The organism is Rossellomorea sp. NPDC077527 (assembly GCF_044542955.1).
In the GTDB taxonomy this organism is placed as follows: domain Bacteria; phylum Bacillota; class Bacilli; order Bacillales; family Bacillaceae_B; genus Rossellomorea; species Rossellomorea aquimaris_E.
In genome coordinates this window covers 369108-385108 of the sequence record NZ_JBITVL010000001.1, presented here as the reverse complement: position 1 = coordinate 385108, position 16001 = coordinate 369108, and the positions used below count along the sequence as shown (strand labels likewise).

Annotated in this window: 14 protein-coding genes; 4 read left to right on the top strand and 10 right to left on the bottom strand. The window is 48.2% G+C overall.

What is annotated here, in order from left to right; genetic code table 11:
• Positions 1-13: 13 nt before the first annotated feature.
• From ACIGG7_RS01810 to ACIGG7_RS01780, 7 genes are all read right to left on the bottom strand, one after another.
• Positions 14-1633 carry a long-chain fatty acid--CoA ligase gene (locus ACIGG7_RS01810; protein WP_397548535.1) on the bottom strand — a complete coding sequence of 540 codons (1620 nt, stop codon included), beginning with the start codon at positions 1631-1633 and terminating at the stop codon, positions 14-16.
• Between the two features lie 30 nt (positions 1634-1663).
• Entirely contained in the window at positions 1664-2743 is a 1080-nt protein-coding gene (locus ACIGG7_RS01805; RefSeq protein ID WP_397549081.1) for a CaiB/BaiF CoA transferase family protein, read from the bottom strand.
• A gap of 39 nt (positions 2744-2782) precedes the next feature.
• The gene (locus ACIGG7_RS01800) at positions 2783-3934 is read right to left on the bottom strand and encodes a thiolase family protein (protein ID WP_397548534.1); all 1152 of its coding nucleotides are present in this window, start codon (positions 3932-3934) and stop codon (positions 2783-2785) included.
• A 29-nt stretch (positions 3935-3963) separates the two neighbouring features.
• Positions 3964-5109, bottom strand: coding sequence for an acyl-CoA dehydrogenase family protein (locus tag ACIGG7_RS01795; RefSeq protein WP_397548533.1), 1146 nt, complete (start codon positions 5107-5109; stop codon positions 3964-3966).
• Between the two features lie 29 nt (positions 5110-5138).
• Positions 5139-6662 carry a class I adenylate-forming enzyme family protein gene (locus ACIGG7_RS01790; protein WP_397548532.1) on the bottom strand — a complete coding sequence of 508 codons (1524 nt, stop codon included), beginning with the start codon at positions 6660-6662 and terminating at the stop codon, positions 5139-5141.
• A 175-nt stretch (positions 6663-6837) separates the two neighbouring features.
• Positions 6838-8886: a sigma 54-interacting transcriptional regulator gene (locus tag ACIGG7_RS01785; RefSeq protein ID WP_397548531.1), complete on the bottom strand. Its 2049-nt coding sequence runs from the start codon at positions 8884-8886 to the stop codon at positions 6838-6840.
• Between the two features lie 197 nt (positions 8887-9083).
• Positions 9084-9851: a 3-hydroxyacyl-CoA dehydrogenase gene (locus ACIGG7_RS01780; RefSeq protein WP_397548530.1), complete on the bottom strand. Its 768-nt coding sequence runs from the start codon at positions 9849-9851 to the stop codon at positions 9084-9086.
• 363 nt (positions 9852-10214) lie between these two features.
• On the opposite strand from ACIGG7_RS01780, the gene ACIGG7_RS01775 reads away from it, so the two are divergent.
• From ACIGG7_RS01775 to ACIGG7_RS01760, 4 genes are all read left to right on the top strand, one after another.
• On the top strand, positions 10215-10784 hold the full coding sequence (locus ACIGG7_RS01775) for a DeoR family transcriptional regulator (protein WP_397548529.1): 570 nt from the start codon (positions 10215-10217) through the stop codon (positions 10782-10784).
• A 17-nt stretch (positions 10785-10801) separates the two neighbouring features.
• Positions 10802-12133, top strand: coding sequence for a PepSY-associated TM helix domain-containing protein (locus tag ACIGG7_RS01770; protein WP_397548528.1), 1332 nt, complete (start codon positions 10802-10804; stop codon positions 12131-12133).
• A gap of 16 nt (positions 12134-12149) precedes the next feature.
• Positions 12150-12614 carry a FixH family protein gene (locus ACIGG7_RS01765; protein ID WP_397548527.1) on the top strand — a complete coding sequence of 155 codons (465 nt, stop codon included), beginning with the start codon at positions 12150-12152 and terminating at the stop codon, positions 12612-12614.
• Between the two features lie 98 nt (positions 12615-12712).
• Positions 12713-13474 (top strand): DUF3891 family protein, encoded by a 762-nt coding sequence (locus tag ACIGG7_RS01760; RefSeq protein ID WP_397548526.1) that lies wholly within the window; start codon positions 12713-12715, stop codon positions 13472-13474.
• A gap of 46 nt (positions 13475-13520) precedes the next feature.
• Here ACIGG7_RS01760 and ACIGG7_RS01755 read toward each other — a convergent pair whose 3' ends face one another.
• The 3 genes from ACIGG7_RS01755 to ACIGG7_RS01745 form a co-directional block, all read right to left on the bottom strand.
• Positions 13521-14021, bottom strand: a complete 501-nt coding sequence (locus ACIGG7_RS01755) for a hypothetical protein (protein ID WP_397548525.1) — start codon at positions 14019-14021, stop codon at positions 13521-13523.
• Positions 14022-14098: 77 nt separating this feature from the next.
• A complete protein-coding gene (locus ACIGG7_RS01750) occupies positions 14099-15373 on the bottom strand; it encodes an MFS transporter (protein WP_397548524.1) in 1275 nt (424 codons plus the stop codon).
• Complete coding sequence (locus ACIGG7_RS01745; RefSeq protein ID WP_224942134.1) at positions 15373-15978, bottom strand: TetR/AcrR family transcriptional regulator; 606 nt, start codon at positions 15976-15978, stop codon at positions 15373-15375. The genes ACIGG7_RS01750 and ACIGG7_RS01745 overlap by 1 nt, the downstream gene beginning before the upstream one ends.
• Between the last annotated feature and the right edge of the window lie 23 nt (positions 15979-16001).

Sequence of the window (16001 nt, the reverse complement as noted above, 5' to 3'; positions counted from 1 at the left end):
TATTCAGAGCTATTTAGGATTTCTCCACCAACAAATCCTTCAGTTGCTCTCGCAGTGCCCTCTTCAGGAATTTACCCACCGATGTTTTCGGGATTTCCTCCATAAAGACAATCTCATCAGGCAGCCACCACTTGGCGAATTGCGGGGCAATGAAATCGAGGAGTTCTTGTTTGTCGACTTTCCCTTTATACGGTTCCTTCAACACTACGCAGGCAACCGGGCGCTCCTGCCACTCTGCGTGAGGCACGGCCACAATACTCGCTTCGAATACGGCATCATGCGCCATTAACGCATTCTCAAGATCAACAGACGAGATCCATTCCCCGCCGCTCTTGATCAGGTCCTTCGTCCGGTCGACAAGCTTGATGATGCCCTCTTCATCGACGGTCGCAACGTCACCTGTGTAGAGCCATCCATCCATGAACGCATCTTGGGAACGCTCGTCCTTATAATATTCATCTGCAATCCACGGGCCGCGGAGCAGAAGCTCTCCCATTTCCTCGCCATCCCATTTTACTTCTCCGTTGATGCCCACCACTTTCATCTCAAGTCCTGGAACGATGAGCCCTTGCTTGGAACGGATATCGAGGATTTCCTCCTGATCAAGATCGGTCTGGTAACTCTTGAGCCGTGAAACAACCGCCAGGGGAGCCGTCTCTGTCATCCCGTAGGCATGTAGGAATGGAATGTTATACTTCGTTTCAAACGCTTTGATCATGCCCCTCGGCGCTGCTGACCCTCCGCAGACGATGGATCGCAGGGAAGAAGTATCATATTCTCCCTTTTCCAGTTCATTCAGAAGGCCAAGCCAAATCGTTGGAACTCCGGCAGTAAAGGTGACCTTTTCCTTTTCAATCAGTTCAGCCAGTAGTTTAGGGGTAAACAGCGGACCAGGCAACACTTGTGTCGAGCCGAACCAGGTGGCAGCGAAAGGCAGTCCCCATGCATTCGCGTGAAACATAGGCACGACCGGTAAGACGACATCCCTTTCTGACAAGGCCGCCGTATCCGCCAAACCGAAAGCATAGCTGTGCAGGACGATCCCTCTGTGGGAATAAACGACACCCTTTGGTTGACCCGTGGTGGCGGAGGTGTAGCACATTCCGGCTGGTTCATTTTCGTCGATATCCTTCACGAACTCGAAATTCGGACTGGCTTCACGCAGCAGCTCTTCATAAGAATAAACGGGTTCCAGTGTCGTTTCCGGAAGTTCATCTTTGTCGGTCATGATGATATACGCTTCGACTGTTTTGAACTGGTCCTTGCTTTTTTCAATGAGGGGCAGTAAATCCTCATCTACCAACAACACCTTGTCTTCCGCATGATTCACAATGTAAGAAATGTGTTCAGCCGACAGGCGGATATTGATGGTGTGGATCACCGCTCCCATTCCCGGTGCGGCAAAGTAGGCCTCCAGATGGCGATGATGATTCCATGCAAACGTCCCGACCCTGTCCCCTTTCACGACACCCAGCTTCTCGAGTGCGCTCGACAGCCTCCGGGTACGCTCACCGATTTCCTTATACGTGAAGCGATGGATTCCAGAAAGTGTCCTTGAAACGACCTGCTTTTTTGGAAAAAACTTTTCGGCTCTCTCCAAAAGTGAACCTACTGTTAATGGAACATTCATCATACAAACATTTCCCCTTCCGCTACTCTTAATCTAATATTCATCCACGACGTGAAGCCAGTCCTTCAACACCGCTTTCGTATGCTCCCCTTTTCCCGGAGCTTGTGTGACGGCCCCTCGATGATCCCCGTACATATTCACTAGCCCTTCATCTGTGATAAAATCCTTTTCTTTAAAAACAGGATACTCCGCAAGCTCTCCCGCCTCGAGAACCGGGGTAAGACAGCAGTCCACCGCCTGCCCAAATTCTGACCACTCCTCACGTGTTTTACTCTTGAACAAACCGACCAATTCACAGTAAACGGGATTTTCCGTTTCCGGCTTCGAATAGTGGGCAGACACCCAGTCTGCCCTGCCGATGGCCACACAGAAATTACGCCAAAATTTCGGTTCCAGAGCAGCGAGTGTAACGTATCCATGATCTTTCGTTTCGTACAGTCCGTATGAAATGACGGTACCGTTTAATACCTGAATTCCATTGGGATATCCTGTTTCCTTTTCCAACAGGACGTGGTTCGTCATCAGGGAAGCCATCGTTTCCGCAAGGGATATGCAGTGATAGCTCCCCTCACCTGATATCCCTCTCGACACTAGCCCGGCAAGGATCCGTTCGCTTGCCGCCATTCCCCCGATATAGTCGGCAATGGTATGACTCGGATGAACCGGCATTCCTCTCTTATCCTTCAACTGGGTAAGGGCGCCGCTTACACTCATATAATTCAGATCATGACTACCGAGTTGCGACATCTTTCCCTTTTTCCCGTAGCCTGTAATGGAGCAATAGATGAGAGTAGGATGGATGTCTCTGACAGCTTCGTACCCGAGGCCGAACTTTTCCATGATGCCTGGCCGGAAGCTTTCCACAAGTACATCGGCCTTCCGGATCAGGTCAAAGGCGATCCTTTTTCCTTCCTCCTGCTTCAGATCCAGGACGATGCTTTTTTTGCCCCGGTTATGAGCCCTGAACACCACACCGTTTCCATTATGTCTTGCGGGATCTCCTTCAGGGGATTCTACCTTGATTACTTCCGCACCAAGCTCCGCAAGTCTTAAGGTCGTGAAGGGTCCGGGTATATAGTTTGTAAAGTCAATTACTCTAATTCCCTTTAGCATGTCGGACACCTCACACCTCCTCTATTGGATCTCTGTTCATTAGATCCGCTCGATGATGGTGGCATTCGCCATTCCATGACCTTCGCACATCGTCTGTAAGCCGTATCGGCCTCCCGTTCGTTCAAGCTCACTCATCATAGTGAGCATCAAGCGTGCACCGCTAGCACCGAGGGGGTGACCAAGGGCAATGGCTCCACCGTTTGGATTCAACTTCTCCGGATTTGCTCCTGTCTCCTTGAGCCAGGCCATCGGGACGGACGCAAAGGCTTCGTTGACTTCAAACACATCAATATCCTCAAGGGTCAATCCTGACTTCTTCAATGCTTTTTCCGTTGCCGGGATCGGTCCTGTGAGCATCAGTGTGGGATCGGATCCTACCACTACCCGCGTATGGACCTTAAAGCGCGGTTTTAATCCGAGCTCCTCCGCTTTTTCACGGCTCATCAATAGAAGGACCGCTGCCCCGTCACTGATCTGGCTCGCGTTTCCTGCATGAATGACACCGTCTTCCTTGAAGACTGTCTTCAATCCGGCCAGAACATCCGGAGTCGTTCCTTCTCTCGGACCTGAATCTTCGGTAACCATGATGGTTTCACCATTTTCATCCGTGACCTGGAGAGGCATGATCTCATTTTTAAAATGACCTTCAGCCTGCGCCTTCAACGCACGACGATGGCTTTCGGCAGAGAATTCATCCAGCTCCCTGCGGGTGAATCCATAATTCTCGGCAATCCGTTCCGCCGATAATCCCTGGTGGATGACTTCGTAACGACTCTTCAGTTTCGGACTGAACGGGACGGCATCCCCATAGTTGGACCCCATCGGTACCCTGGACATATTCTCCACACCTCCAGCGATCACGACATCCATATCTCCTGCCAAAATCGCCTGGGCAGCGAAATGAACGGCCTGCTGGCTCGAACCGCACTGGCGGTCAATCGTCGTTCCCGGTACCTCAATCGGGAAACCAGCAATCAGGGCAGCAACACGGGCAATATCCCCCGCCTGTTCACCGGACTGAGACACACAGCCAAGAATGACATCTTCCACAAGCCCGGGATCGATCCCCGCCCGTTTGACCACCTCTTCAAGGACCAGTGCCGCAAGATCATCGGGACGGATATCCTTTAGTAGTCCCTTCCTTCTTCCGACTGGTGTCCTCACACCTTCAACAATGACAACTTCACGCATATCCATCTTCCTTTCTGTTATTCCACAATCTATAATCCTAAGTTTTTCGCAATGATCGTCTTCATGATTTCATTGGTTCCTGCGTAAATGCCCGCCACGGGAATATCGCGGAATCTTCTCGCAATCTCGTATTCTTCCATATATCCGTATCCCCCATGGAGCTGCATGCATTCCGCTGCAATCTTCTTGGCGATATCGGTCAGTTTCCACTTGGCCATGGATACCTTGGCCACAATATCCTCGCCTGCGATATGTTCTGCTATCAGCTGATCAAGGAACGACCTGCCCATTTCGATTTCTGTTGCCATCTCTGCAATTTTAAACTGGGTATTCTGAAATTTGCTCACCGGCTTTCCGAACGCTTCCCGGCTTTTCACATAATCAATGGTCTGGTTTAGCATCACTTCCGATGCGGTCTGGGCGGCAATAGCAACAAGCAGGCGTTCCTGCTGCAGCTTTTCCATCAAATATACGAAGCCTTTTCCCTCTTCTCCAAGCAGGTTTTCTTTCGGGACGCGACAGTCTTCGAAGATGAGCTCCGCCGTATCCTGGGAATGCAGCCCCACCTTATTCAGCTTCCTTCCCCGTGAAAAACCGGGTGCGTCCCGTTCGATCACAATCAGGCTGACACCTTTATGCTTCGGGTTCGCTTTCGGGTCCGTTTTGCAGGCCACCACAACGAGGTCTGAATGAATGCCATTCGTGATGAACGTTTTGGCACCATTGACGACATAGTGGTCACCGTCAAGGATCGCCGTCGTCTTGATGTTGGCAAGATCGGATCCGGTTCCTGGTTCCGTCATGGCAATCGCCGTGATGATTTCCCCCGTTGCACATTTAGGGAGCCAGCGTTTCTTCTGCTCTTCCGTGCCATATGCCGTGATATAAGGAACCACGATATCATTATGAAGACCGATGCCGACAAGTCCTGAGCCCACTCTCTCAATCTCTTCGTTGATGACGACAGAAAATCCCCAGTCCACGCCGCTTCCTCCATATTGCTCCTCGATATCCGGGCAGAGATAGCCCTGCTCCCCCATCTTCGTCCAGAAGGAACGGGGAATCATCCGCTCCTCCTCCCACTGATCATAGTGGGGATACGCTTCTTTTTCTAAAAACTTCCGTAATGACTTGCGGAACATGTCATGATCATCTGTTAAATAAAGATGTTTCATTTTCCTCTCTCCTCTATGAAAATCGCCGTTTATTGTTTGACTCCGGCAAGGGACTGTCGGAGCTGGTATTTTAATATTTTCCCTGATGCATTTCTCGGCAGGGCCTCTTCTACGAAGATTCTTCTGGGAATCTTATAGCCTGCAAGCTTTTGACGGCAGAAATCTTTCAGTTCCTGTTCATCAATGCTTGCACCTTGCTTCGGAACGATGACGGCACAGACGGCTTCCCCCCATGTTTCATCAGGGAGTCCAATGATGGCGGCCTCGAGCACGGAAGGATGCTCATAAAGGACTTCTTCGACTTCGATGGAATACACATTTTCACCGCCTGAAATGATCATGTCCTTTTTCCGGTCCACAAGGGTGATGTAGCCTTCTTCATCAATGGTCGCGAGATCCCCCGTATACAGCCAGCCATCCTTCAGCGTTTTTGCCGTCTCCTCAGGCTTTTTATAATATTCCTTCATGATCGATTCACCCTTGATGATGAACTCGCCGACGACACCTGGTGAAATGTCCTTTCCTTCCTCATTGACCACTCTCGCTTCGGTAAGGAAGGCGGCTTTCCCACCCTTTCCAAGGTGAGCTTTGTGTCCCTCTGGATCCAGCAGGATTCCACCGGGACCCGCTTCCGTCAGACCGCAAAGATTATAAAACTGGTCTGTCTTGAACAATTCGATGCTCTTTCTTACGACCTCAGGAGCCATCGGAGCCGCACCATATCCACATCGTTTAATGGAAGACAAATCATACTCGGCAGCATTCGGCACCTGAAGCATGAAGGTATACATAGCAGGTACCCCGAAGAAGTGGGTGACCCCATGCTCCTGTATCGCTTCAAGGGTTTTCACTGGATGGAACTCCCGGTGGATGACATGGGTCGCACCGAGTACGATCCCTGAGAGAAGGAACAGGTTCAGCTGTGCTGAATGGAACAAAGGAGCAATATGAAGGAAGTTCTCTTTCTCATTGATGCCCATGCTGATCATCATCGTGAGACCGACATTGAATACCCGTTTGTGATCGAATAGCGCCCCTTTTGGTCTTCCCGTCGTACCGGAAGTATAGAGAATTTCCAAATCATCATCGTCACTGACGTGAACGGAAGGTTCCTCTGTATTCTCTGCAAGCACCCGGTGAAATGAATGGTGTCCAACTGTGCTCGGGGTCCCTGTCGTGATGACATGCAAGACTTGGGTTTCTTCCCTGGCAGCCGTGATTGTCTCCTCGAACTCCCCGTCACAGAAGACGGCAGCCGCCCCGGACTGATCGAGAATATAATGAACCTCGGATGACGTCAGGCGGAAATTGACAGGTACGTTCACTGCCCCGATCTTGGCACCGGCCAGGAAAGCAAGCACAAACTGATCGGAATTCTTCATCATCAGAGCCAGTTTGTCACCTTTTTTGATTCCAAGATGGAGAAGTCCATGAGCCAGTTTATTCACTTCTTCGTTCAACTGTTTATACGTATAGGTTCTTCCTTCACATACAACCGCCAGCTTCTCCGGCTTTTTCCTCGCATTTTGTGCTAAATAAGACCCGATATCCATTCTTCATTTCCCCCTATTGGCAAATAGTTTGAAAACGCATTCATTTTCTTGCATGCAATAATTATGCCAACTTTCAGAAAACAATTACCATAAGGAATGGACAGATCCTGCAGTAATCAAGGTGTCCAGAATTTGGACACCTTGATTTGGACACTTCTACGATAATTGACACGCACTATACCGTCAGCTGGTACTTCTTCAGCTTTTCATATAATCCTGAACGGCTTATGCCGAGGAGCCTGGCTGCCTGAGCTTTGTTTCCTTTTGATTGATTCAGGGCCTGTTTAATGGCGCCAAGTTCAGCATCCTCAGCCAGACTGATGGACGGATTAGCCCGTTCTGACACCTTTGATACAAGATAATCCGGAAGGTCCTCGACCTGGATATGTCCATGCTCCGCAAATGTCATCGCACGCTCAAGCACATTTCGAAGCTCCCGGACATTTCCCGGCCACTCATATTGAAGAAGGGCCGTTTTCACTTTACCCGTAATGCCGGTGACACTCGTACCAAGCATGGAATTGAGTTCGATCATCAGATTATGGGTGAGATGCTCCACATCATGGACACGTTCACGAAGTGGGGGGATATTCAAGGAAATGACGTTCAGCCTGTAATAAAGATCCTCCCGAAAATCCCCTTCCTTCACCATTTTCTCCAGGTTCCGATTGGTGGCGGCGATAATCCGCACATCGACTTTGATGCGTTCATTTCCCCCAACACGGTAGAATTCACGCTCCTGGAGAACGCGTAATAGCTTTGCCTGAAGCGAAATCGACATATCACCAATTTCATCGAGAAACAGCGTTCCCCCATTGGCCAGATCAAACTTCCCGACTTTTCCCCGCTGCTTGGCTCCCGTAAAAGCCCCTTCTTCATATCCGAAAAACTCGGATTCCAGTAAATCCTCAGGAATCGCTGCACAGTTGACGATGACAAATTTGCCGTCGCTCCGTGCGCTGCTGTTATGGATAGCGTGGGCAAACAATTCCTTTCCGGTCCCGCTTTCCCCCCTGACCAGCACAGTCGACCTGCCCTTCGCTGCCTTGGCGGCACTTTTCTTTAGTTTTTCCATATAAGGGTATTCACTGAGAATATGATCCCAGGTGAACCGCGCGGATTCAGATTTTTGCAGCTGCCCCTGGTAGTAGCTCGCCTTGTTTTCAGCTTTCTGCAGCCTCTTAAAGAGCTCGCTCACCTCGTTTAATTGACGGAACATCACCTTCCCAATGGCTCCGATGACCCGGCCATCCTTCTTAATGGGGATTCTGTGCACAATATATTTAATGCCTTTTCTTTCGTGAAAATCACTGATTTCAGCGGCTTCCGTCTTAAAGACTTTGCGAAGCTTCAACTGTGGCAGCACATTGTCTGCATCTTTGTTAAGCACCTCCGCCTTTTCCAGGTTGAAAAGTTCAAGCAGCGGAGGACTTACCATCGTGATCGTATTCCGTTCATCTGTCATCAGGATGCCATCGTACGCATGCTCTAATGAAGTCTCGATAGTCAGCTTCAGCTTTTTGACCGTCTGCAGCTCTTCCGCCATCTTTTCAATTTCAGAAATATCCTGAAAGAGAACGATTTTCCCCTGCTTGTGGTTCACGGTTTCGTAGGATGAAACATGCAGGAGGCACTGATACGTTTCGTCATGATGATGGCCATTGTCTTCAAGGGACAGGTTTGGCATTACTTCGTGAAGATGATGATCGTGAATGCTTTCGATGGAGTGACCGGTGATCTTTGAAAAGGAATCATTGGCATAGACGACCTGTAACTGTTCATCCGTCATTAATACTCCCACACTGGAGTGCATCAAGATCGTCTCCAGCTGATCCTTTAATGTATTGGCTGATTTCAATAAGGCCATCACCATTTCCGTTTTGGTCAGTAGCCCCATCACTTTGTCTTCCTCATCCAGGACGATCCCCGTCCCCGCTTTGCTCGTTTTCACCTGTTCCTCAATTTGGTGATACGGCGTATCGATCCGGATCGTTCGGGCTTCTTTTTTTATGTAGGATTTAATGGGTGTATCGAGTGGCATCTGGTCCAGGATCATTTGATATAATCCGCTTCGTGTAAACACCCCCTGAAGATTCCGCTCACTGTCTGTAACCGGCAGGAGGTTCCATTTCTTTGCTTTTATGATTTCAATTGCTTCTTTCAATGGTGTTTCAGCCGTCACTACACAATCGACGGACGTGACCATGTCACGGAATTGAATCATATCCATCCCCCCTTTGATGAAATCTGAAAATTCAATCTGTTATGTTCATTATAAGGTTTCGGGATCCAAAGGTCACTTCCTGGTGGAAATATTCTGGGGGGTGTAGCGTTTGATGGAAATCGATTGTTTCAAATGAAATTCACAAAAAGCACTACAAAAAAATCAGAGGCTTAATCAACCTCTGATTCTCTACCTACTTATCTTGGCTGCATACGAATAGCTCCGTCAAGACGAATCGTCTCCCCGTTCAACATCGGGTTCGTCAGGATACTTCCCACCAGCTGGGCGTATTCATCCGGCATCCCCAGCCGCTTAGGGAAAGGCACCATTTTTCCGAGAGACTCAATGGCCTCCTCAGGCAATGATTCAAACATTGGGGTGTGGAACAAGCCTGGCGCGATCGTCATCACCCGGATGCCGTACGAAGCAAGCTCCCTTGCGATCGGAAGTGTCATTCCGACGACACCACCTTTCGAGGCACTGTAGGCCGCCTGCCCGATCTGCCCTTCAAAGGCTGCTACCGAAGCTGTATTGATGATGACACCCCTCTCTCCCGATTCGCTCGATTCATTCTTGGCCATGTGTTCAGAAGCCAGTCGGATCACATTGAATGTACCGATTAAATTGATCGAGATCACTTTTGAAAACATATCAAGAGAATGAATTCCTTTTTTCGAGATCAGCTTGGATGCAATTCCGATCCCTGCACAGTTGACCACCGTATTCACCGCTCCGAATGACTCCACGGCTTTTTGAATGGCTCCGGAAACTTCCTCCTCACTCGTTACATCCGTTCGGACAAATATACATCTTTCTCCGAGTTCATCCACAAGCTCTTGGCCTCTTTCATCAGATACATCCAAGATGGCTGCTCTCCCGCCACCTTTAATGATCTGCCTCACTGTCGCTTCCCCTAAACCTGACGCTCCGCCCGTCACAATGGCAATTGATTCACTGATCTTCATTGAAGTGTCCTCCCTTTGTCTCTATTCACCTCCTACTTTGCAAGAACTGTGCCAAGCTTGATATATCAGTGTTCATGACTTTAGAGGGTCTGGAACTGTCCAGAAAAAAGACACTTTATAAACAATGATGGAAAAACCGTCCCATAAAACCGGAGTCAAGAATGATCCAATTCCTCAACATTCACGTTTACTGTTTGACTCTCTCATCTTTCCTCACGCTAATTGTGTGGAAAATAAAAAGTTTCTTTGTACATTATGTTACACATCAACATTTTTTCACTTTTTTTCACAGTAAATCTATTGAACGATTTATGATGCTTATCTAAGATTAATCTAGCAACCAACACTGAAAGGATGATCCTCATGCTGCCAATTGATCGACAGGAACAAATTTTGACATGGCTCAAAGAAGAGGGAACGCTTCGAGTGTCTGACATCAGTTCCCGCCTCGATGTATCGGAAATGACAGTCTACCGGGACCTTAAGCCCCTAATGGAAGCCAATAAGATCAGAAAGACCTCGAATGGTATTTCAACAATGGAATCACACAGCCTCCCAGCTGATACGTGTATGTATTGCCTGAAACCGACAACTTCAAGAAGATCGGTTCAACTTGTAAAAAAGGATCATACGATCGAGCAGACCTGTTGCCCTCACTGCGGCTTACTTCGCTATGAAGACATCAAGGAGGATGTGGTGCAGATCCTCTGCCGGGACTTCCTGACGGATATGACCATCAGCGGAAAAACAGCCACTTACTTGATCGGTGCAGACCTGAACCTGAATTGCTGTCAGCCACAGGTCATCGCCTTTGAATCAAGGAAACAGGCAGGACAATTTCAAACCGGGTTCGGGGGTAAACTCCATAACCTTCAAGAAGCCATAACGGCCATCTCAACAGACATGCAAGGATCGGGCTGCTGCCACGACTAAGAAAAGAGGAAAAGTGAATGGAAAAAAAATCATATCAAACGATTTGGAGATGGCATCTCTACGCAGGCATCATCATTGCCCCATTTCTCATCATCCTGGCTGTAACGGGATCGATTTATCTCTTCAAGCCCCAGATCGAACAGAATCTCTATCAAAAGTATTATGAAGTCAACCCACAGGGAGAAAAGCTTCCTGCCACTGAACTAGTCAATAAAGTGAAAACGCTTCACCCCGATGCACAGATCACAAGCTTCCGTCCCGGGGAAAGTGCCGACCGTTCCAGTGAAATCGGCATCAGCACCGAAGAAGGATCCACTACGGTCTTTATGGACCCCTATACAGGAAAATCCCTCGGTGAGATGAAGCCTGAGGACCGGTTTATGAATAAAGTCGTAGAAATCCACGGAGAATTGATGGCTGGTACCCTTGGCGACCGGATTGTCGAACTTGTCGCCTGCTGGGTTGTCGTCTTGATTGTCACTGGGTTATTCTTATGGTTTCCACGAAAGAAAGACAAGCTTTCGGGTGTGCTTCTTCCCCGATTCAATAAAGGTAAGAAAATCTTCAGAAGGGACCTTCACGCTGTACCGGCTTTCTGGGTCACAGCGGGCATGCTGTTCCTGGTTATGACTGGACTGCCATGGTCAGGTTTCTGGGGAACCAACTTCCAGAATCTCATGACGAATGCAGGGGCCGGCTATCCTCCATCCATCTGGTCAGGTGAAGCTCCACAGTCCGTCGTCAAAACAAAGGAAATCGCCGACGTCCCATGGGCAGCGGAAAACCTGAAAGTACCAGTCTCCGCACTTGAAGGCTATACACCATTATCACTGAATGATGTTGTGAAGATTGCAGATCGAGAGGGAATCGACCCGAGCTATAAAGTATACATCCCTCAGGATGAAACGGGCGTTTATACGTTATCCGCTTTCCCTGCCAAAGCACAGAACGAGGTCACGATGCACCTTGATCAATATACTGGTGCGGTCCTCGCTGATTACCGTTTCGACAACTACGGAATCGGCGGAAAAATTGTCGCCATGGGGATCACCCTCCATACAGGCACACAATTCGGATTCATCAATCAACTGTTCAGCTTGTTCATCTGCCTCGGCATCATGCTCGTATCAATTAGCGGATTCTATATGTGGCTGAAACGCAAACCGAAAAAAGAAATGGGTGCACCGAAATCACCAGGCATCCTGAAAATGAAGTACTTCCTGCTTGTCATGATCGCACTCGGTATCCTGTTCCCACTTGTCGGGGTTTCCTTGATTGTCGTATTGCTACTTGACCGGTTATTGATCAAACAAATCCCTGCTACGAAAAAATTCTTCGGTGCGGCATAAGAAAGGACGATGCGTCATGAAAACAACTGTTAAAACCATTAGTATCCTCTTCCTATGCACCCTTCTCGGAGCCTGCGCCCCGAAAGAAGATGCAGCGGAATTGTATCATCAGGAATCGCCGTTACAGGCTGATATCAGCTTGCCAAAGAATTTTTCTGGCAACGAGCCGATTAAGGTCGAACTTACACAAAACGAGAAAAAAGTGGCTGATGCCGACTTCGTCCATGTGGAAATATGGAAGAATGACGGAACTTTCCATGATGGAATGGAAGAAGCGGAGAATGCCGGAGATGGTGAGTACACATACAAGAAGAAACTGGCGGAAGACGGACTGTATTACATCAAAGTCCACGCAGGAAACAACGGCTCCACCATCATGCCGACACTGCCCTTTGCTGTCGGTGAACTATCCAAAGCAGACGTTGAAGCCTTGAATGATCAAGCTCCGGCTGAGAGTGGAGATCACAGTCAACACCATTAACGATAAAAGATCGAAAGCACATGCTGCTTTCGATCTTTTTTTGACTGAATAGAAGATGTCTAGTTTGCTATAATGGTCATAAAAAGGGTGTTGATTCGATGATTATCCGAGAAACCGAAGAATCCTTCCTTATGGTCAAACAACACGACCACGCTTATGTATCCGGCGAAACAATCAAACATTTCAATCGGAATCTACTAAAATCCGAAGATCTCTTCGATGACTTCGTATATGCAGCCCATCAACACGACCGGAGCTGGATCGGACTTGACGACACGCCGATCTGGAATGACGTGAAGCAGATTCCCTTCACTTTTTCAGACTATCCCCTCCTCCCTAAACTTGCATTCTATAAGATTGGTGTGGATGAGATTGAGGAGGTTAACCTCAATGCGGCACTCCTGTGCAGTCTCCATTTCTGCTCCTTCTTTGCCAAATCCAAGGATCCAAACTGCCTGCATTTTTTACAGGATGAAGCGATTAGGCAGAAGAACATCCGTCAGCACCTGCAGAATCTCGACGAAGAACTGCTCACCCAACATTTTCAGCTGCTTCAACTGTCCGATAATCTCTCCCTATACTTTTGCCTGAACGAACCGGGAGTTGTGAAAGAAACCGAGCATCCCTGGTTCAGGGACGGATTCAAGAATACAGAGAGCTTTCACCCTGATAATCAAAAGCTACAGGCAAGGTGGGTGAATGAGCATGAGGTGACGTTTGATGCTTATCCTTTTGAAAGGGATTTCCGAGTGAACTTACCGTACAAAAAAGTCTCTAAGAGTGCCACTGAGAAGGTGGGGATTGCGGAGGCCTATGAAAAAAGTGAGATGGAGGAAAGGATGATTATATTGAAGCAATAAGAAAACGAGGTCAGCATGTTTATAAAGGGGCTGACCTCATTAAGCGTTAATCTGTTACAATTCCTTCACCAAACAAAATGGTTTGGGTTTGAGACTGACCAAATTTTTTATAGAATATCCGTACAGAACTGATATCGTGATCAGGTTCAATATGTTTTGGTTTTACCCTTAATACTAAGGAGAAGTCGTTATCTGGTTTGTACCCCTTCACAGGGAGCAAGGATTGAACCAGCCCTTCTTTTATTGCTTCATTCTCTTCCATTGATCCAAAATCCATTTTACTTATAAAAGACTGAACGAAATCGGGATCATCTTCTGTCCCATCACTCAGAATCAGCTCTACTCCCTCCAGTATAGGGGTCCCGATCCCCTCCCATTTGATTAAGTAGCCAAGATAAACAACCTGGTTTTCGTTAAAGATTTCCTTATCAACTGACACGTGACTTACTTTTTCGAACTTCCCTTTATGACTTAATAGATTGAATGCTCCGAGAGAACAAATGATCAATAGGAATAAGATTCCCCATCTTTTGAGATACTTTTTCATCCCGCCATCCCTCTGATTCCTTTATTTCTGCTTATATTCGATTCATCTTTGAATCATTCCTCAAACTCGTGTTGTTGCTACGAAGAAACCGATGCTTTCACTTCCTGCACCACTTCACCCTTTGCTTCCAGCGTTTTCGTAATCATATGATACATGACGGTCCCGGCCATACCGAGGATCAACAGGATACCTCCCATCATCAGCGGGCTGACCCATTCGCCTACAATGATGAGAAGGGATGCAATGATCATGGCACCATAAAAGGTCAGACTGTAAAAGGCCATGTACGTACTGCGGGCGTTGGACGGAGCCAGATCCCCGATCATCGCCTGTTTGATCGGCACATACATGAGCTCCCCGAACGTTCCGACAAACCCCAGGATAAAGAGGAATAAAATATTGTTTGTGAAGGCAAAGGCGCTGAAACACACAGAAAAGATGAACATCCCAGTCACAAGCGTCCAGCGGTCCTTCCACTTTTTAAAGAGAAATAAGACGACGGCGGATAGCAGCACGACGATAATCGTATTTTCCGTCCGCAGGAATCCGAGCATCCGCGTACCGTCAAGGGTGAAGTCAAAGCCTAAGAGAGAAGACTGCTGTTCGGGTATATCCCTCTCCAGACGGATCCCGACGTAATTGGTCAACGATTGCTCCAGCGTCAAAATAAAGACGGCACCGATGATGTACATCATGAATAATTTATCTTTCAATACGGTTGAATAGCTCTGAACCATCTTGTTGGAAGAAGATGTGCTTTGAGTAGTAGAAGGTTCCGGTGTGTAGGTTTCTGAGATGAAGAAAATGGTGATCAGGACGGACAGGAATGTGATCCCTGTAATCCCGAGGAATAATTCAAACAGGTACTCTTTAAATAGAAAAGCTCCAACGATGCCCCCGATGGCCGTGGCAAGATTCCCAAGCCAGTAGCTGACCGTGAACACGAGCTTTCTTGAAACCGAATCGGTCACATCGATGATCATCGCCTGTGCAGCAGGCTGGAACATCCCGCCGGCAAACATATTGAATACGAAGAACGTCGCCGTGACGTACGGAAGGTCGAACCACGGTGAATTGCACAGGGCAATGAATAAGTACGTCGCCATGATTCCGAGTTCGGCATAAATCATAATCTTCCTGCGCCCTACCTTATCGGAAATATGCCCGCCGATAAATCCGCCGATGATTCCGCTGATGACGATCAGGACAAGAATGACCCCTGTTTGGGTGGCACCGATTTTCTGGGCGAAATAGATGGCCATGAATGGAATGACGGCCATGGATACAAGTCCACCGATGAACTGCATGGCAAGCCGCAACTTCAGATTCGGATGAATATCCCGTATTCTCATTACGATTCCCACCCTTCCGTTACAGGACCAAATAGCCGCAGGGCCTGTATTTTCATATTGTTCCAGATCAGATTCGTGTGGTCATCGACAAAGGTTAGCCGCAATCCATTTAAAAGGGATATGTAGGATTGAGCGATCAATACCGGCGATCCTTCATAGAAAACCCCTTGCTTCTGTCCCTTCTCGATGACGGGATAAATACGTTCTGCAAAGACATCGACAAAGGCACTCAAGTCTGCAAACAGCACAGGATAGCGGTCAGGCCTCGCCAATACCTGCTGGGAGAGGCGGAGGAAATCCTTATTTCTTGCAAACACATCCAGCTGGCAATCGATCATGCTTCTGACCATCTCCATCGGGCTCCCGCTGTACCGTTCCTCTATCTCACTAAAGTACGGCTTGATTTCCTCCAGGGGCTCCAGGATCGCCGCTTCAAAGAGCACTTCCTTTGTGGCAAAATACGTAAACACGGATCCGAAGCTGACCCCTGCTTCCTTGGCAATAGCCGAGATGGTCGTTTCGGCAAATCCGTTTTCGCTATATGTTTTAACGGCCGCTCCCAGGATCGCCGCTCTCTTTTTCATCATTTTTTCCTCTCGTGACATAATGCTCCCCCTTTTCTCAAAAA